At 67.2% G+C, this 16,300-nt stretch carries 21 protein-coding genes; 1 reads left to right on the top strand and 20 read right to left on the bottom strand.

The genetic code is table 11. The annotated features are described in order from the left end of the window. Nucleotides 1-3 precede the first annotated feature (3 nt). The 17 genes from NSO95_RS09945 to NSO95_RS09865 form a co-directional block, all read right to left on the bottom strand. Complete coding sequence (locus tag NSO95_RS09945; RefSeq protein WP_257596068.1) at nt 4-408, bottom strand: NlpC/P60 family protein; 405 nt, start codon at nt 406-408, stop codon at nt 4-6. Next, entirely contained in the window at nt 405-1,220 is an 816-nt protein-coding gene (locus NSO95_RS09940) for a phage/gene transfer agent baseplate hub protein (RefSeq protein ID WP_257596067.1), read from the bottom strand. The genes NSO95_RS09945 and NSO95_RS09940 overlap by 4 nt, the downstream gene beginning before the upstream one ends. Next, nucleotides 1,217-3,538 carry a DUF2460 domain-containing protein gene (locus tag NSO95_RS09935; RefSeq protein WP_257596066.1) on the bottom strand — a complete coding sequence of 774 codons (2,322 nt, stop codon included), beginning with the start codon at nt 3,536-3,538 and terminating at the stop codon, nt 1,217-1,219. Before NSO95_RS09935 ends, NSO95_RS09940 begins: the two co-directional genes overlap by 4 nt. Before the next feature lie 123 nt (nt 3,539-3,661). Continuing rightward, entirely contained in the window at nt 3,662-4,234 is a 573-nt protein-coding gene (locus NSO95_RS09930; protein ID WP_257596065.1) for a tail tape measure protein, read from the bottom strand. Further along, nucleotides 4,224-4,421 (bottom strand): phage tail assembly chaperone, encoded by a 198-nt coding sequence (locus NSO95_RS09925; RefSeq protein WP_257596064.1) that lies wholly within the window; start codon nt 4,419-4,421, stop codon nt 4,224-4,226. The genes NSO95_RS09930 and NSO95_RS09925 overlap by 11 nt, the downstream gene beginning before the upstream one ends. Further along, entirely contained in the window at nt 4,418-4,732 is a 315-nt protein-coding gene (locus NSO95_RS09920) for a gene transfer agent family protein (RefSeq protein ID WP_257596063.1), read from the bottom strand. Before NSO95_RS09920 ends, NSO95_RS09925 begins: the two co-directional genes overlap by 4 nt. Beyond that, nucleotides 4,729-5,136: a phage major tail protein, TP901-1 family gene (locus NSO95_RS09915; RefSeq protein WP_257596062.1), complete on the bottom strand. Its 408-nt coding sequence runs from the start codon at nt 5,134-5,136 to the stop codon at nt 4,729-4,731. Before NSO95_RS09915 ends, NSO95_RS09920 begins: the two co-directional genes overlap by 4 nt. Before the next feature lie 217 nt (nt 5,137-5,353). Further along, nucleotides 5,354-5,743: a tail completion protein gp17 gene (gene gp17, locus NSO95_RS09910; RefSeq protein ID WP_257596061.1), complete on the bottom strand. Its 390-nt coding sequence runs from the start codon at nt 5,741-5,743 to the stop codon at nt 5,354-5,356. After that, on the bottom strand, nt 5,744-5,917 hold the full coding sequence (locus NSO95_RS09905) for a hypothetical protein (RefSeq protein WP_257596060.1): 174 nt from the start codon (nt 5,915-5,917) through the stop codon (nt 5,744-5,746). Further along, nucleotides 5,914-6,459 carry a head-tail connector protein gene (locus NSO95_RS09900; protein ID WP_257596059.1) on the bottom strand — a complete coding sequence of 182 codons (546 nt, stop codon included), beginning with the start codon at nt 6,457-6,459 and terminating at the stop codon, nt 5,914-5,916. Before NSO95_RS09900 ends, NSO95_RS09905 begins: the two co-directional genes overlap by 4 nt. A 314-nt stretch (nt 6,460-6,773) precedes the next feature. Beyond that, nucleotides 6,774-7,922, bottom strand: a complete 1,149-nt coding sequence (locus NSO95_RS09895; protein WP_257596058.1) for a phage major capsid protein — start codon at nt 7,920-7,922, stop codon at nt 6,774-6,776. A 206-nt stretch (nt 7,923-8,128) separates the two neighbouring features. Next, the gene (locus tag NSO95_RS09890) at nt 8,129-8,518 is read right to left on the bottom strand and encodes an HK97 family phage prohead protease (protein ID WP_257596057.1); all 390 of its coding nucleotides are present in this window, start codon (nt 8,516-8,518) and stop codon (nt 8,129-8,131) included. A gap of 136 nt (nt 8,519-8,654) precedes the next feature. Further along, nucleotides 8,655-8,963, bottom strand: coding sequence for a DUF6127 family protein (locus NSO95_RS09885; protein ID WP_257596056.1), 309 nt, complete (start codon nt 8,961-8,963; stop codon nt 8,655-8,657). Beyond that, nucleotides 8,960-10,117 (bottom strand): phage portal protein, encoded by a 1,158-nt coding sequence (locus tag NSO95_RS09880; protein WP_257596055.1) that lies wholly within the window; start codon nt 10,115-10,117, stop codon nt 8,960-8,962. The genes NSO95_RS09885 and NSO95_RS09880 overlap by 4 nt, the downstream gene beginning before the upstream one ends. 214 nt (nt 10,118-10,331) lie before the next feature. Then, nucleotides 10,332-11,747 carry a DNA-packaging protein gene (locus NSO95_RS09875; protein ID WP_436278032.1) on the bottom strand — a complete coding sequence of 472 codons (1,416 nt, stop codon included), beginning with the start codon at nt 11,745-11,747 and terminating at the stop codon, nt 10,332-10,334. Next, nucleotides 11,744-12,379, bottom strand: coding sequence for a hypothetical protein (locus NSO95_RS09870; protein WP_257596054.1), 636 nt, complete (start codon nt 12,377-12,379; stop codon nt 11,744-11,746). The genes NSO95_RS09875 and NSO95_RS09870 overlap by 4 nt, the downstream gene beginning before the upstream one ends. Before the next feature lie 176 nt (nt 12,380-12,555). Further along, nucleotides 12,556-12,906 carry a hypothetical protein gene (locus NSO95_RS09865; protein WP_257596053.1) on the bottom strand — a complete coding sequence of 117 codons (351 nt, stop codon included), beginning with the start codon at nt 12,904-12,906 and terminating at the stop codon, nt 12,556-12,558. A 153-nt stretch (nt 12,907-13,059) separates the two neighbouring features. Here NSO95_RS09865 and NSO95_RS09860 point away from each other — a divergent pair, with 153 nt between their 5' ends. Beyond that, nucleotides 13,060-13,713, top strand: a complete 654-nt coding sequence (locus NSO95_RS09860) for a YqaA family protein (RefSeq protein WP_257596052.1) — start codon at nt 13,060-13,062, stop codon at nt 13,711-13,713. Between the two features lies 1 nt (nt 13,714). On the opposite strand, the gene NSO95_RS09855 is transcribed toward NSO95_RS09860, so the two are convergent. The 3 genes from NSO95_RS09855 to spt form a co-directional block, all read right to left on the bottom strand. Then, nucleotides 13,715-14,395, bottom strand: a complete 681-nt coding sequence (locus NSO95_RS09855; RefSeq protein ID WP_257596051.1) for a Crp/Fnr family transcriptional regulator — start codon at nt 14,393-14,395, stop codon at nt 13,715-13,717. Nucleotides 14,396-14,561: 166 nt separating this feature from the next. Further along, nucleotides 14,562-14,993, bottom strand: coding sequence for an OsmC family protein (locus NSO95_RS09850; protein WP_257596050.1), 432 nt, complete (start codon nt 14,991-14,993; stop codon nt 14,562-14,564). A 56-nt stretch (nt 14,994-15,049) separates the two neighbouring features. After that, nucleotides 15,050-16,300 carry a serine palmitoyltransferase gene (gene spt / locus NSO95_RS09845; RefSeq protein ID WP_257596049.1) on the bottom strand — a complete coding sequence of 417 codons (1,251 nt, stop codon included), beginning with the start codon at nt 16,298-16,300 and terminating at the stop codon, nt 15,050-15,052.

Here is a 16,300-nt window from a genome sequence, read left to right as displayed (position 1 = left end):
CGCTCAGGCGAGCCGCCAGTGATGGGTAATGTTCCAATCAGGCCGGAGCGGGGTCCGCACCACCCGGCGCAGGCCGGCATGTCCGTGAACGAATGCTATTGGTGTGACCGCTATGAGCAGATGGCGTTGGCCCGGACCGGGTGCGACCATGACCAGATCACCGCGCCGAAACTCACCGGATACCGGGCAAAAACCGCACCGCTCAGCAAACCCTGGCACAAAATCATACCGGCTGTTGCGCAGGGCATAGGGCGGTATCGGCGGCAGCACATGGCCGCTCGCTTCGAGTGCCGCAGCGACCAGACCGACGCAATCGAGCCCGTGCTCGCGGCTGCGGCCATGAAGCCGGAACGGGCTGCCAACCAATGCCTCCGCGGCTTGGGCGAAGGCCTCTTGCCGCCCTGTCATTGCGGCAAGGGGTAGCGTGCGAGCAGGTCATTGCCCGGCAGGAACGGTTCGCCCTGGAAATTAATCGCATTCCCGAATCGGTCCGAACAGGTCGCCAGCGTGTGATCGCAGCCCTGCCGCAATCGGGCGCGGGTGCCGGGAGATGGCGGTTCGGCGAGCGGGTAGTCGAGCAGCAGTTCTCCCTCGCTGACACCGCCGATGTCGAGCCTTTGCCCGGCGAGCGGGCCGTCGAGCCATACCAGCTCCCCCCAGGCGTAATCCGATGGTTGAACAAGATCGAAAGCGAAAGCCCCCCGGTCGGTATCGCAGCCGAGGAGCGTCGCCGACACGGTATGGAATGCCGCCGACAGGGTGCACCCCGGGCCGCAGAATCGCGCCCGGCAACTCGGGCCGGTGCGGGGAACGAAATCACGCTCGAACGCGGCCTTGGCCGAGCGGAGTTCGATCGCGAAACTCCCTCCCTCCTGACGGATCGCGCCGATCGAGCCGGCATAGAGCACGGCTGCGTCGAGGCTTTCCCAATCGACCGCGCCGATCGCGATACGCGCGCCGTCATAGCGCCCCGCGCGCAAGTCTCCGCTCGAGATGCTGTCATGGGTCAGCGCGCCTTCGGCATCCATCGCATCGTCCGAGACGCCGGACGAGCGGCGGATCGCGCCCGGCACCATGCCGGGGGCCGCGCGATGCACGATCCCGTCGAACGCCAGGTCCCGATCGTGGCTGGTGAACCCGAGCGTCACGCCGTCACGGCGATAGATCCGCCAGAAGGTCGCGACGCCTTCGAGTTCGCTGGCGAAATAGATCTGGCTCATCGTTCTTCCCGGATTTCGACCAGGGGGACCGAGGGGGCTTCGCCAGCGGTGAAGCTGGCGCCCGACACATCCAGCCGATCCTCGGCGAAGCGCACGGGCACATCGAACAGGTAGCCGGCGCGCACCTCGGCGCCGTCGGGCGGAGCGGTGTCGAATTCGATCCGCCCGCCTTCGCGCCACGCCCAGTTGGTCGCAGGCGCGCCATCGATGCTGACCGCGATTGTCTCGATCCGGGGCCGGGTGATGACGCGCTTTTGCGGGTCTGGACTGTCGCCGTAGTTTTTGACGAGGTCGAACACCGAGCGCGTCGCGTCGCCGATGCCGAGCAACTGGTCTGTCGGGGTCGGTGTTCCGGTCATCGCGTTCGAGCTGAAATCGAACGGATCGGCGAGCCGGAACCCGCGCGCCGGGCCGCGCCTCGCGCGGAAGAAGGCGATCAGCACGCCAAGCTCGGCTTCCGAGCGGATGCCGGGCCCGACATCGAACCGCAGCCGTGCGTCGGACCACAGCGAATTGCGCCGTTCGTGGCCCGATGCGGTGGTCGCCACCGTGGTCGAGAATTCGGGGCTGACCGAGGCATCGCGCCCCAGCGCCAGCGGAAAGAGTATGTCGTCGAAGGCCTGCACCACGTCCTCCTTTGCGGGCGCGAGGCGGGTGTAGCCGTCGCGCGAAACCTGGGGCAGCGCCCAGACGAAACGCCGGGTGATCCCGCGCGCCCGCGCCTGATCGAGCGCGGAATCGATACGCGGCCAGAAGCTCTCGGCATCGACGGGGTTGAGCACGAAGCCCGACAGGTAGTCCTGCTTTGCTGACGGGTAGCCGAGCCGCATATCGACTTCGGCCAGCGCCGCCTTGCGCCGCGCGTCGGCCCCTGCCGTCAGCCAGTCGTAATCTTCCAGCTGGAGCCGGTCGAAGGCGGGGTGCGCCCAGCCGAGCGGCAAGTTTGCGCGCTTCAGTTCCGGCATCTCCGGATCGAGGATCGTCGGCGTGAAGACCAGCAGCGCGATCTCGGCCCCCGCCGGATCGAGCGTGCGGACATGCTGGGCAATTCCGGCGGTCGACTGCGCGAGCAGTGCGCCGGCCTGGTCGAGCAGCGCGGTCTCCGCCGGACCCAGCGCCGCGCGCATCGTCGCGATCACCGGCGGCGACCCGCCGAAGGCCGTCACTGCTGCCGCATCGTAAAGACACGGGCGGCCATCGGGCATCACCCACCACCACGGCTCGCCGATCTGGAACCGCACCGGATGGTCCGCGAGGACCTGGAGGAAGGCGAGGCGATAGGCGGCCATCTTGAGCCAGGCCATCGCCTGCGCATTGGCGGGCGAGAGCAGTGCGGAGGGCGGCAACCAGCCGGTGCGCGCGGGCTCGCCGCCATGCGCGCGCTGCTGCCACGCCGCCGGGCAGTGCTCCGCCAGCACCTCGTAGGACAGCGAGAGAACGACCTCGAACGCAGCCGCCCTCGCTTTGGTCAAGAAGTCCTGGTGCCAGTTCTTCGCCGGTGTGCAGACCGCGCTGTTGGCGGCGACCACCAGCCGCCCCTCGCCGTCCTGCAGGCGGAAGAAATGGCTCATGCCGACATAGTGCAGGATCCGCCCGCGATAGCCGAGCGCCTCGATCGAACGGACCAGCCGGGCGGGGGTCTGGTTGTAGCCATCGTCGTATCCGGTCGCGATCTGCTCGCCGTGTGGCGGGAGCACGACATCGCCGATTTCCAACATGGCGCGATGGCCCTCGCAGCGGATACCGCTCATTTCCGCCCAGCCGGTAGCGACACCGGTGACCCGCGCTGCGCTTCCGGGGACGAAGTTCGGCGGCACCAGCGAGATGAACATGCGGTCGATATCGCCCGGATGGATCGGTTCGCCGGGCAGGCCGTAGCCGCTTTCGAGCTGCGAAAAGGGCAAGACGATCTCGGCATCTTCGGGCGTGCCGGTGGCGTAGTTCCACAGCCGGACGTACCAGCTGCGCGGATTGCCCGCCGTATCGCGCCCCTCGATCGTCAGCGTCGGCCCGTTCGGCTGGTCGAGCGGCACGATCCCGCCCGACTTCCAGCGAAACCGCAGCGTCGTGCGCATGTAGTCGCGGTCGGTGGCATAGGCGAGCAGCGGGTGATCGAGCGTGTCGGCGCTGTCCCAGATCAACCCGGCCAGTTCGCCCCGGTGGAGAAACTCGCAATCCACCCGCAACGCGTCGGGCGCGATGGTGGTGACGCTCGCCATCATCGGGCGCGGGAAATTGACCGTCCAGTAGACCGGGTCGAATCGCTGGATATGCGTTGTGTCTTGCCCGTTGCGCTTGCGGGCGAGCCAGTAAGCCATGCGACTATCCTTCCTTCGCAACGTCACCCCGGACCTGATCCGGGGTCCCGCTTCACTTGCGGCCAAGTGCAGGGTTCGAGGAAAAGCGGGACCCCGGCTCGGGGACCGGGGTGACGAGGGACATTAGTAAGTGCTCAATGCTCTCCTGATCGCGCTCGCAACCTGACGGCTGGATCGCTGGAGTGAGCGCGGTGCGCTCTCGCCGCGCGGGGCGGCGAGCTGGATCGAGACGCGCACGTCGTTGCGTGCCGAACCGACTGGCGATGCCTCGACACGGCCCGCAATGGTCGGGACGAACAGCTCGGGCCCGCGCTCGCCGACGAGGTACCCGCGTCCCGGCGACACCGGCCCGCCGGTCGCGCGGCCGGGCAGGCCGAACACCCCGCCGAGGATGTCACCGAGAAAGCCGCCCATCCCGCCGTCGGACGAGCCAGCGAAAATCTTGTCGAGCCCCATCTGCAGCGCCTGCGCCGCGATCTGGTCGAGCACCTGGGTGGCGATGCGCTTGAGGTCCTCGAACCCCAGGCTGCCCTTGCGGATTGCGCTCAGCAACCCGCGTTCGAGGATGTCGCCCGCCTTGCCGAAGCCGTCGAGCAGGGTCGCGTCGAAGGTGCTGCGCATCTGCGCCACATCGGTGGCGAAGCCGGCGGTCGAAGCGCGCACCTCGACCAGCAATTCGTCGATATTATCGTCCATGGCGATCTTGCTCCATCAGGCGGTCGAGTATGGCGCGGTCGACCGGCGCGGACACCGACCCGGGTTCGCTCAGCGCTGCGACCAGTTCGGCAGGGGTCGCGGCCCAGAATTCGGCGGGCCGCCAACCGAGCGCGCGGGCGGCGATGCCCGATAGCCGGGTTGCAGCCGCGCCGAACATGTCGCTCATGCCGTGCCTTGCAGGATCTGACCGAGCAGCGCGCGCAGCGGCTTTGCACAGGGCGCAAGACCGAGCGCGGTCACACCTTCGGCAAAGGCGTCGCGCGTCATTGCGCCCGGATCGGCGAGGCAGTGCCAGAACAGCGCGACCATCTCGGCCAGCGACAGGCGGCCCTCAGCCGCGCGTTCGACCAGCGCGAACAGCGGGCCAAGTTCCTGTTCCGCTGCGACGAGCGCGGTGAAGCTGGGACGCAGGACCAAGGCCCGGCCCTGGATTTCGACCGAGGCCTCGCCGCGATGCGGATTGGCGGTTTCGCTCATGCCGGAAGCACCGGACCGGAGCTTTCGAGGTTGAGCGTGTAGTTGCGCTCGCCGTTGAAATCGCCCGCATAGTCGAGCCGCTGGACGAGGAAGCGGCCATGCAGCTTCGCCCCGTCCTCGAAGCTCAGTTCGTAGTCGTCGATCGTCCCGGCCAATGCGTGGGCGCGGATCGCTTCCTCGGCCTGGCTGCCGAGGAAGATGCCGCTGGCCGAGACCGAAACCGAACGCGTCCCCGCGCCCGACAGCAGCTCGCGCCATCCGCCGCTGTCCTTGTGGGTGACGACCACGGTGTCGCCGTTGATCGACATCTGCGTGGTGCGCAGCCCGGCGACGGTTTCGTAGGCGGGTGGCTGCGCGCCGTCGCCGATCTTGAGGAGGAAGGCGGAGCCTTTCTGGGCGGTCATATCGTGAGGCCTTTCTTGAGTGCGTCGTTATTGCGAGCGGAGCGAAGCAATCCAGGGCGGCACGGAATCGACCTGGATTGCCGCGCGACTTTCAGTCGCTCGCAATGACGAAAAGTGGGTGGGTTCTTGGTGGCGGCAGCCAGAGGGCGACCGCCCGTCGGCGCTTTTGCGCCGCCCCTCGGAGGCCGCCCGCAAGGCGAATAGCCGCGAGAGAAAATCAAACCTCCAGACACCGGAACCGGTATTCCAGCAGCGTGCTGCGGGTGTTCTTCGCGCGTCGTTCGGTGCGGGCGCGCAGGAAGGTGATGTTCGCGATGTGAATGCCGTCGTGGAGTCGAGGCAGATCATCTACCCGCCGGTCGATAGCGCCGACCAATGCACCGTCTGCGGGGATATCATCCCCCCGGCTGGCGAGTTCGAGCGCGACGCGGATTTCGCGCCCCATCGCGTCCTTGGTACTCCAGTCGGCAGACGCACTGGCGGCGATGCCGAGCCAGGGCAGGCTGACACGCACCGGCGCTTCCTCCTCGACCGCGTTGAGCGTGTCGAGCGGGGCCGGGCCGCTGCGCAGCCAGTCGATCAGCGCGGTGCGGAGTGCGTGTTCCATCTATCGGCCTTTCGCGAACAGGGGCCAGAGCAAGGCGGTAATGCGCCAGCGGCCTGCGTCATTCCGGCGGGCGCGGAGGCGGTTTTCGCCATGCGCCTCGGCCAGCCTGCGGGCCTTGGCTTCGAGCGCGCGGACGAACGGCGCTTTGGGCGGATCGGTCCTGCCCTCGATCATGTCAGTCGCACCCGTCGCCAGGGTCGCCACAGCGCGGTGACGGCAGCGGGCGGCTGCACCGGGTCCGCCGCGTCGCGCTCGCGATAGAGATGCGCGGCGAGGCGGACGATGCCGTGCCGCAGGGCTTCGGGCAGCGAGCCCCAACCGGGAGTCAGCCCGGCGACGAAGCGCACCGCGATCCGCCCTGCCGCGCCTTGCCGCAGCACGCGGACCATGCCGCTGCCGTCGGCCTCCAGCTCGATCTCGTAAGCATCGGCCGCGAGCATGAACCGCGGGCCTTCCGCCGGGATGGCTTCGACCCCGGTGATCGCCTGCACCGGCGCACTGCGCAGCCGCTGCCAACCAGGGGAGGCGGTGTGCACTTCCTCGCAAGTCTGCTGCAGCGGCATCGTGCAGGTGAAACCCTCGCAGGCCTCCACCGCCGCACCGAGCAGGCCGGTGAGCAGCGCATCTTCCTGCGCGTTGGTAATGGCGAGCCAGCTCTTGAGCTCGCCCAGCGCAGCCCCGCCCAGCTCGGCGGGCGCGAGTATCGCTCGTCTCATGGCACTCTCCGATGTGAAAGAAAAAGGCACCCGCGCCGGCAGGGGAGACCGGCGCGGGTGCGTAGAGTCTTTGTTTTCGCCCTCAAACGCCGGGCGCGCGCCATCCGGCGCGCTTGGCTTCGCGGCATAAGCCGCGTCGCGCAGTCGCGCTCTGGCTGCCGCGACCAAGGCTCGAATCCAAGCCACAAGGCCGGGAATGGCCCGGCGAGCGACCAGCGAGCCGCAAGGCCGACTGGCCGCCCGCAGCGACGCGACCCTCAGGTCGCGTGAGCGAGGACATCGCGCGCCGGATGGCGCGCGGACAACAAAGACTTCTACCCCTCGATCTTCAGCAGCTTGATCGCGTTGCCGTCGAGCACCGTGCCGCCCACACGCTTGGTGGCGTAGAAGTGGACGTAGGGCTTGTTGGTGAAGGGATCGCGCAGGATCTGCGTGGCCGAGCGTTCGGCGATCAGATAGCCGTGGCGGAAATTGCCGAAGGCAATGGGATACTCTCCCGCCGCCACATCGGGCATGTCCTCCGCCTCGACCACCGGGTAGCCGAGCAGCCGGTCGGGCTGGCCGTCGACCAGGCCCGGCTGCCAGAGGAACGCGCCGTCGGCCGTCTTGAGCTTGCGCACTTCAGCCAGCGTGGCCGAATTCATCACCCAGCTCGCGCCCTGCCGATGGCCCGCCTTGAGCGTGTGGACCAGGTCGATCAGCCTTGCATCCGGATTGGCATCGAAACCCGCCGCGTCGCCGCTGCCGATATATTGCAGCGTTCCGGCGGGGCGCACGCCGTCCTGCGCGGTGGTGGCAGGAGCGGTGAGGAAGCCTTCGGGCTGGTCGATCCCGCTGCCATTGACGAACGCCGCGCCTTCCGCGCGGGCGAACTCGATCGCGATTTCGCTCGCTAGCCAGCTTTCGAGGTCGAACGCCGCGTCGTCGAGCATGGCCTGCGATGCCGCCGGGTTAGCGTAGAGCTCGCCGGTCGGCGGGGCGATCTCGCGGAAGTTGGGCGTGGAGGTCTCGGGACGGCCCGCAACTTCGCTGACCCAGCCGGATGCCGCGCCGCCGCCGGTCACCAGCTTGCGATAGCCTGCGGTGCCGGTCTGGACGACCTGCGCGATAGCGCGGATCGGGCTGGTCTCGACCAGCTCGCGGGCGATCATCGCGTCGATTTCCTGCGGCACGGCGTAGCCGCCGTCGGCAGGCACGGTGCCGCGCACCGACTTGATCTCGGCGCCAGGGAAATTTGGCTCGCCGCGGCGGAGGTAGCCGTCAACGAATCCCTTCACTTCGGCACTGTCGGTCGCACCGCCGATCGCCGGACGCGCAGCCCGGCCGATCTTGTCGACGCGCGCCTTCACCTCGTCCATGTCGCTGCGCAGCGCGGCGACATTGGCTTCGGTCCGGTCCTGGCGGGCGACGATGTCGAAGCTCGCGTCGATCGGGTCGGTCTGGGGAATCGTATCGGTATCCATGGGAGCATTTCCTTTCTTGGGGGAGGGGTATTGGGTTCACGCAGAGAGCGCAGAGGAAGGGAGAGACGCAGAGAGGCTGCGCCCGCGCCGCAGGCGTCATCCCCAACAAGGCTGGCAAATCGGGAAATCCGCTTTGCGGAACGGCACAACGCCTCCGCGTCTCTCCTGTCCTCTGCGGCCTCTGCGTGAAACAAAATCGCGGTGTGTCAGCGCACCAGATGCACCCGTGCGAGATGCTGCAGCGGGTGGGTGACGACGCTGATCTCGAACAGCTCGACATCCTCCAGCACCCGGCCCGCCGGTTCGTGGCGGGAACGGCGCGCGCGGTAGCCGAAGCTGAGGCCGCTTATCGCGCGGCGTTTGAGCAGGGCCGCGGCACGGCCGTCGGGGTTGTCGAGACTGGCGACAACCCGCAAGCCGCGCGTATCCTCCTCGGCGCGCTCGACCCAGCCGATGCGCTGGTCGGGGCGATGTTGCCAGAACAGCGGGAGCGGGTCGCTGCGTTCGGAAAGGGTGCGGGCAAAGGCCCCCGGGCGGATCGTGTCGCGGCTGGCGTCGGCCCGGTCGAAGAGGGCGGCGTATCCTGCCAGCCTCATGCTTCCCTCCCTTGACCCCGGCCTTCGCCGGGGCAGGTATCGGGCTGGGGGTGGGTGCTCGGCGCCCGATTGCAAGCGCCGTACACCCCCACCCGGCCTCCCCCTCCAGGGGGAGGAGATTTCTCGATCACGCAGTTCACTTGAGCAGCCCCGGCATCCCCAGCCGCACCGCGATGCCGATCAGCAGCAGCGCGAGCACCCCGCGCACGGTCCATTCGATCGCCGCCTTCCACGCGCTCGCCTTGGCGTCGCGCCAGGCGCGGAGCAGTTCGCGCAGTTCATCGATGTCGTCTTGCGCGCCCTCGTCGGCGAGGCCGAGGCGTTGCAGCACCCGGCCCGCGCCGATTTCCGAGCTTTCCTCGACGATGGCGCGGAGGGTGACGAGATCGCCGCCCTCGGAAGTGGCCTGCGCGAGCAGTCCGGCGAGCATGTCTTCGCGGGTCATTGAACGTCTCCAACGGGGGCAAGGCCAAGCATTTCGCGCTTCTCGGCGGGGGTGAGGAAGTCGGCGGCGGTGACCTGCGCCCACAGCCTTTCGCGATCCTCCGCCAGCGCGGGGATGCGGTCGAGATCGACCGACAGGGCGAGGTCGGGGAACCACGGCGTAAGCCCCTCGGCGAGGCCGCTCAGGATCTTGCCCGCAAGCGGCAGCAGGGTCAGCCGCCACAGCGCGCGGCTGGCCTCGCGATAGTTGGCGTAAGTGTTGTCCCCAGGCAGGCCGAGCAGCATCGGCGGCACCCCGAAGGCGAGCGCGATGTCGCGCGCGGCGGCGGCTTTCAGCGTCGCGAAATCCATGTCGGCGGGCGACAGCGCCATACTCTGCCACCTGAGCCCGCCCTCCAGCAGCATCGGCCGCCCGGCGTTGGCCTGCCCCTGATAGGCGGTGGCAAGCTCGCTCTTCAGCCGCTCGTATTGGTCGGCGGTGAGGCCCGCACCGTCGCCCGCCTCGTAGGTCAGCGCGCCGGAGGGCCGCGCGGCGTTGTCGAGCAGTGCGCGGTTCCATTCGCTGGCCGCATTGTGGATCGCGATCGCCGGGTCGGCGGCGGCGAGCGCGCCCGCGCCGTAGTGGTCGTCACCCGGATGGAAGCTGCGGATATGGATGAGATTGGGCCAGCCGGCATCGTCTTCCAGCGGGATCGCCAGCGTGCGCCCGGCGATGCGGTATTCGTAGCCGCGCGGCCAGCCATCCTCGCCCGGCACGACCTTCAATCGCTCGGGGCGCAGGGCGAACAGCTCGACCGGCTGGCCCGCGCCGTCCTTCATCACCTGGACGAAGGCATTGCCGTGAAGCAGCAGATGCGCCGCGACCGTCTCGACCAGCGATTGCCCGGCGGATGTCGCGCCGATCAGGGCGGCAACCCCGTCGTCCAGCGGCGAGAGCGGCGCACTGCCGACCCCCTCCGCGACGATCCGCACGCTGCGCTGCGCCACCGGATTGCCGGTGAACCCGTCGCGGATCGCGCGACTATAGTCGAAGGCGCGAGGACGCGGCGCGGCATCGAAAGCGACGGCCCAGGGCGAGATGAAACCGCTCGCAATAGGCACACGAGCGCCGCCCCCGCCTTTGAAGGCGGAAGCGAGAGTGGTGAGGAAGGACATGGGGCTTCTCCGTCATCCCGGCGAAAGCCGGGATCGTTGTGGGTCTTGGTCGTACTATGTGCCGAGCGATCCCAGCTTTCGCTGGAATGACGCCAATTTCTCGTCGCCCCGGACTTGATCCGGGGTCCCGCTTCTCTTGCGGCGATGCGCGAACCTCGAAAGTCAGCTGGACCCCGGCTCGGGGGGTGGGGTGACGTGGTTGGGAGGCAATGGGTCAGAAACTCGAAATCCTCGGCCTCGCTTTCTGCCCCAGCATCAGTTCGGTCAGCGCCCACACCAGCGCATCCGCCCGATCGGGCGAGCGGCCCGGGCCTTCGTAGCTGCCGCCAGCCATCAGCCCGCACAGCTGGTCTTCCAGCGCGGCGAACATCCCGCAGTGGCGCACTTTGCCCGCTTCATAGAGCGCCGCGACCGGCTCGGCGCGCGCCGCCTTGCCGCGGGTGGCGTGGACCAGCCTGAGCGGCAGCGCCACATCCGTCGCGCGCAGCACGCTGGCGACCATTGCGCCGCCCTGGTTGGCCTCCGCCACCACGCGGTCGGCACCCCACACGGCGGCGGCGTTGGCGACCGCTTTGGCCCAGCGTTCGGGCGAGGCATTCTCGACCGAAGCATCGGCGAGCACGCGGGCGATCCCGTCCTGCCCCAGCGCGGCGACCACGATGCCGCAGGCGTCGCCGTTTGACGAAGCGGGCGGATCGACCGCGACGATGAGGCGTTTCCAAAGCCCCTCCCCTTCAGGGGAGGGGTTGGGGTGGGGGCTGTCATGAGCAACAGCACAGTCCCCACCCCCCGTCCCCCTCCCCTGAAGGGTAGGGGGAGATTCCCGGCACCTTTCCAGCAGTTCGCGGCTCCACAGCGCGCCTTCGATCTCCTCGATCAGCTCTCCGCCCAGTTCCTGCCGTCCGAGGGTCGAGCCACCGAATTCGCGCTCCATTGCGGCGATGAAAGTCGTGGGCAAATTCGCAGAGTTGGCGCGGGTCGCGCCGCCCGTCACCACCGTGCCCTCGCTACCGAAGATCCGCCGCACCAGCGGCGTGTTGCGCGGAGTGGTGGTCGCGACGATCCGCTGGTCCTTGCCTAGCCGCAGGCCAAGCAGGAGATTGTCCCAGCAGCGCGTCGAGCGTTCATGCGCGGCGGGCCACTTGCCGATCTCGTCGCACCAGGCGTGGCTGTGCTGCGGACCGCGCAAGGACTCCGGCTCGGCGGCCGAGTAGAGAAAGGCCTGCGCCCCGTTGGGCCAGCGCAAACGGTGCAGTGAAGGCTCGAAACTCGGGCGGTTTTCCTGCGGCGAAATGGCGATCAGGCCGCTTTCGCCCTCCACCATCACGCTGCGTGCCTCGCCCAGTGTCGCACCGACCAATGCGATGCGCGCGAGCATATCTCCTTCTGCTATCGAGCGGACCCATTCCGCGCCGGCACGGGTCTTGCCGAAGCCGCGCCCGCCCATCACCAACCACACCTGCCAGTCGCCTGCGGGTGCAAGCTGACCGGGATGGGCAAAATTGGGGAAGTGATTGTCCCAGCCCGCCACAATCCGGTTGGCCTGCGGTTCGTCGAGACCAGCCAGAATTGCCTTGATATGATGGTCGGCCGCATCGATCGCAAAGGCACCCGGGTCGTCCTGTGTCACTGGATCGTCGCCCCTTCGGCTTCGCGCCTGGCGAGCACCCGCTGACGCAATTCGTCGAGCTTCTGTTCGATCAGCGCCCGGGCCGAGACGACGTCCATATTGCGCCGCTGGGCATGTTCCTGCGCCATGGTATCGCGATGCAGCGCCAGCAGCCGCAGCGCCGAGCCATTGTCGAACTTGGGTCCGTCCTTTGGCTCGCCACTGCGCAGGCGGGCGAGCAATTCCAGCTCCAGATGCTCGTATCCTTCAACCAGCGCGGCATGCCATTTGCGGGCAAAATCCTCGTTTTCACGGCGCATCCGGTAAACTTCGCGTGATGGCATCCGGGCTCGCACAGCCGCGGCACTCACATTCGAAGTCTCTGCGAGAGCATCGAGGAACGTGCGCTGCCACTGGATCGGCGAGGGCGCATCTTCGCTATTGCAGATGCGGCGCTGCCTCTGCACCGCTTTCGCCTGTGCGAGTGTTTCGTCCCATAGCTCTGCGAAAGCCGGGCTTTTCGCGCGCCGGGCATAAACGCTGCCAGTTGCCACGCCAGCAGCCTGCGCGGCACGCTTGACCATGGCGAGCCGGGCAAGGGCCTCGATAAAGCTTTCCTCCCATGCGAGGCGGGTGGCCGGTTGGACCGTCATGTCTCTTGTCCTCATGCTGAGCGACCAGCCAATGCAAAACGGGCGGAAGCGCCCATGCGGCGTCCGCCCGTTTCGAATCGGTTTATCGCGATGTTCCGCTTCTCTAACCTTAGAGCGTCACGATGTCAATATAAAAGTGCCAAATAGGTTATATTTACCGAAAGTCATTCCGGCGATCAGTGCTTTTTGCAGCCCGTTTCGCTCTTGTCGTAGGCCGACCATTTGACGAGCACCCGGCAGCCCGCCTTGATGGTTATGCGAGGCTTGGAGCAGACCGTCACGGACAGCATCGGCTCGTTCAACCGACGGATGTCCTCCGCATCGGCCGCAATCTGGACGATCTGATCGACCAGCGACTGGACATTGTCGGGTTCGGGGCCGCACAACAGGTTCGCGTGATTGGCGAATCCGGTCCACCCGTCCGCCGACGCGGTGAAGTTGTGTCCGGAATAGCTGTGGATCGAGCCGCCCACCTCGCGGATCCGGTCCCACGCCCGGTGCAGTTCGTTCATCTTGATGAGCGTCATCATCCCCTCCTCGAGCCCACGACCTGACGCTTGATCGGGCAAGCCCCCTTGTCTGGCAACATGGATTCGCGACGACGCACAATCGCGGGATTGCCGCGCTCGCCGCGCTCGCATAGAGGCGCTGCACCACTATCCCGGGAACCGCAATCTGCCATGCTGATGAAACCGCTGCGCGGCCTGTACGACTGGACGATGGAGAAGGCCGCCCATCCCGCCGCCGAATGGTGGCTGGCGTTCTTCTGCTTCATCGAGGCGAGCTTCTTCCCCATCCCGCCGCACCCATTGCTCGGGCTGATGTGCCTGGCCGAACCGAAGAAGGCACTGCGCTTCGGCCTGATCGCTACGCTCAGCTCGGTAGCGGGCGGGCTGCTGGGCTATTTCATCGGCTGGGCGCTGTTCGACACGGTGGGCGTGCCGGTCCTCAAGGCGATCGGCCTGTTCGATGCGCTGCCCGCTGCGAAATGCACCTTCGACGAATGGGGCGTTGTGGCGGTGATCATCGCCGGGGCGACCCCGGTGCCGTTCAAGCTGCTCACCATCACCGCCGGCTTTCTCGGCATGGCGCTGGTGCCGTTCATCCTCGCCAGTCTTGCCGGGCGCGGTGCGATCTTCTTCACCGTCGGCGTGCTGTTCCGCATCTTCGGCGCGCCGATCAAGGCCTTCATCGACAAATATCTCGGCACGGTCACCACCGTCTTCGTGCTGCTGGTGGTGGGCGGCGTGTTGGCGATCACCCAGCTCGGCGGCGGCGAAGACGAAGCGGATCCTTGTGTCGCCGCGACGGTAGCGGAGACGACAGCGACATAGCTCAGGCGTGCGAGAGATCGCGCAGCGCGACTGTATCGCGCACCGTCACTCCGCCGTATCGCCGTTCGACCAGCCCGCGTGCTTGCAACTTGCGCAAGGCCGCGTTGACTGTGGCGCGGGTCAGGCCGAGCAGCTCGGCCAGTTCGTCCTGCGTCATCGCGAGCGAGGCCGGTAACGCCTGATCGTGGGCCATCGTCGCCAGCGTTCCCGCGACCCGCGCCAGCGCTGAGTCCTTGCGCTGCCCCGCAAGGAGCCCGATCGCTTCCTGCAGCTGCCCGGCCAGCGCGCCGAGCATCGGGCGCATCGCGTCGGGCCGGTTGGCGATCACCCCCTCGAACAGCGATGCACGGATAAAGCGGACCTTGCTCTCCCCGCGCGAGACCGCGTCGACGACCCGGGGCCTGCGGGTCAGCACGGCAAGCTCGCCCCAGGAATCGCCCGGTCCCAGCCGCGCGACACCGCGAAATGCGCCGTCGGGCTGGAACTGGCCGATTGTGCCGGCGCCTTCCTCGATCAGCCAGAACCCGTCGCCCTCGTCGCCGCGCTGCTGGATGATCTGGCCGTCGCCGAAGTGCCTGACCGGCGATTGCTCGCGCAGGAACCGCTGAACGTCGGCCGGCAAGGTGGCGAACAGCATCGCGGAGTGGATCGTCCGGGTCGCGGAATGTAAAGTGTTTGACATTCTCGCGCAGACTTATGCCCTACCGATCGACCCGACAACGAAAACATGCGTGCTCAGCCCGTAGGTCGCCGCACTGCGCGAGCACCGCGCTCGAAAATCCGCCTCCCGCTGCGATGGGAGGCCGCGTCCGGGGGGAGGGGAGAGGCCCCCCGGACGCTTTTCGATCCTATCCCTCGAATTCGGTTTGCAGCGAGATCTCGCAATTGAGCAGCTTCGAGATCGGGCATCCCGCCTTGGCTTCTTGCGCCAGCTCGGTGAATTTTGCGGGATCGATTCCTTCGACCGTCCCCTTCAACGTCAGGTCCGATCGGGTTACGGTAAAACCGTCGCCGTCCTTCTCCAGCGTCACCTTGGCCTGGGTCTCCAGCGTGCCTTGCTCGTGCCCGGCCTTCGCCAGCGCGAAGCTCAAAGCCATGGTGAAGCAACTGGCATGCGCGGCGGCGATCAGTTCCTCGGGGTTGGTTCCCGGCGCATCCTCGAATCGCGTGTTGAACCCATAAGGCTGATTATCGAGCGCGCCCGATTGGGTCGAGACATGGCCCTTGCCGTCCTTGCCCAGACCTTCGTAGCGCGCACTGCCGGTGTTGGTGGTCTTCATCTGTGATAGTCTCCTTTGTCAGGAGACAGACGAGAGAGCCGCCGCGATGTTCCGGATCAGATGATCCCCACCGCTTTCCCCGCGCGTTCGAACATGCCGAGGATCGTCTCGACTTCTTCCACCGAATGCTCGGCGCAGAGCGAGCAGCGCAGCAGGGTCATGTTGGCGGGGGTCGCCGGCGGGCGGGCGAGGTTGACGTAGAGGCCTTCGGTGAGCAGCGCTTCCCACATCGCCGCGCCCTTCTCGAGGTCGGGCATAATCACCGCGACGATCGCGCTCTGCGGCTCGCTGGTGCCGAGCTGGAAGCCGAGCTGCGTCAGCCCGCCGTGGAGCCGCTTCGAGTTCTCCCACAGATGCGCGCGCTTGTTGCTGCCGTGCATCAGCTTGCGGATGCTGGTCGCGGCGGTCGCGACCACGCTGGGCGGGAGCGAGGCGGTGAAGACATAGGGGCGGCACACCAGCCGCATGATCTCGAACTTGGGGTGGTTGGAGACGCAGAAACCGCCGACCGTCCCCACGCTCTTGGAAAACGTCCCGATGATAAAATCGACGTCGTCGATGCATCCGGCCGCCTCGCACACGCCGCGGCCATGCTCGCCGATGAAACCCATCGAATGCGCTTCGTCGACCAGCACCATCGCGCCGTATTTCTTCGCTACCGCGACCATTTCGGCGAGCGGGGCGATGTCGCCCAGCATCGAATAGACGCCTTCGAGCACGACCAGCTTACCGGCGCCTTCGGGAATGCGGCGCAAGCGCTTTTCCATCGCCTCGATATCGTTGTGCTTGAATGGCACGACTTCGGCATTGCCCAGTGCGCAGCCGTCCCAGATCGAAGCATGGCTGTCGATATCGAGCACGATGTAATCGCCCTTTCCGGCGATCGTGCTGATGATCCCGAGATTGGCCTGATACCCGGTCGAGAAGACCATCGCGTGGTCCATGGCGTAGAACTCGCGCAGCGCGTCCTCGCATTCGCGGTGACCCTGGTAGGTGCCATTGAGCACGCGGCTGCCGGTGGTGCCGCTGCCGAAATTGTCGAGCGCCTGCTTGCCTGCCTCGATCACGTCGGGGTCGAAGGTCATGCCCATGTAGTTGTAGGTGCCGAGCAGGATGGTGTCGCGCCCGTTGCAGATCGCGCGGGTCGGGCTGAGCACTTTCTCCATCACGAGGCTGAAGGGATCCTCCTGCCCGCTCGCGAGCAGACCCTCGCGCAGCGCGATGATGTCGTCGAACTTGGAGAACAGGTCCCTTTCCCCGCCTTCCACTTCCTGCGGCTGGTCGGGCTGCGATATGCCTTCGCTCAT

It is taken from the genome of Parerythrobacter lacustris (assembly GCF_024626475.1).
Taxonomy (GTDB): Bacteria; Pseudomonadota; Alphaproteobacteria; order Sphingomonadales; family Sphingomonadaceae; genus Parerythrobacter_A; species Parerythrobacter_A lacustris.
This window is presented reverse-complemented; position numbering and strand designations above follow the sequence as displayed.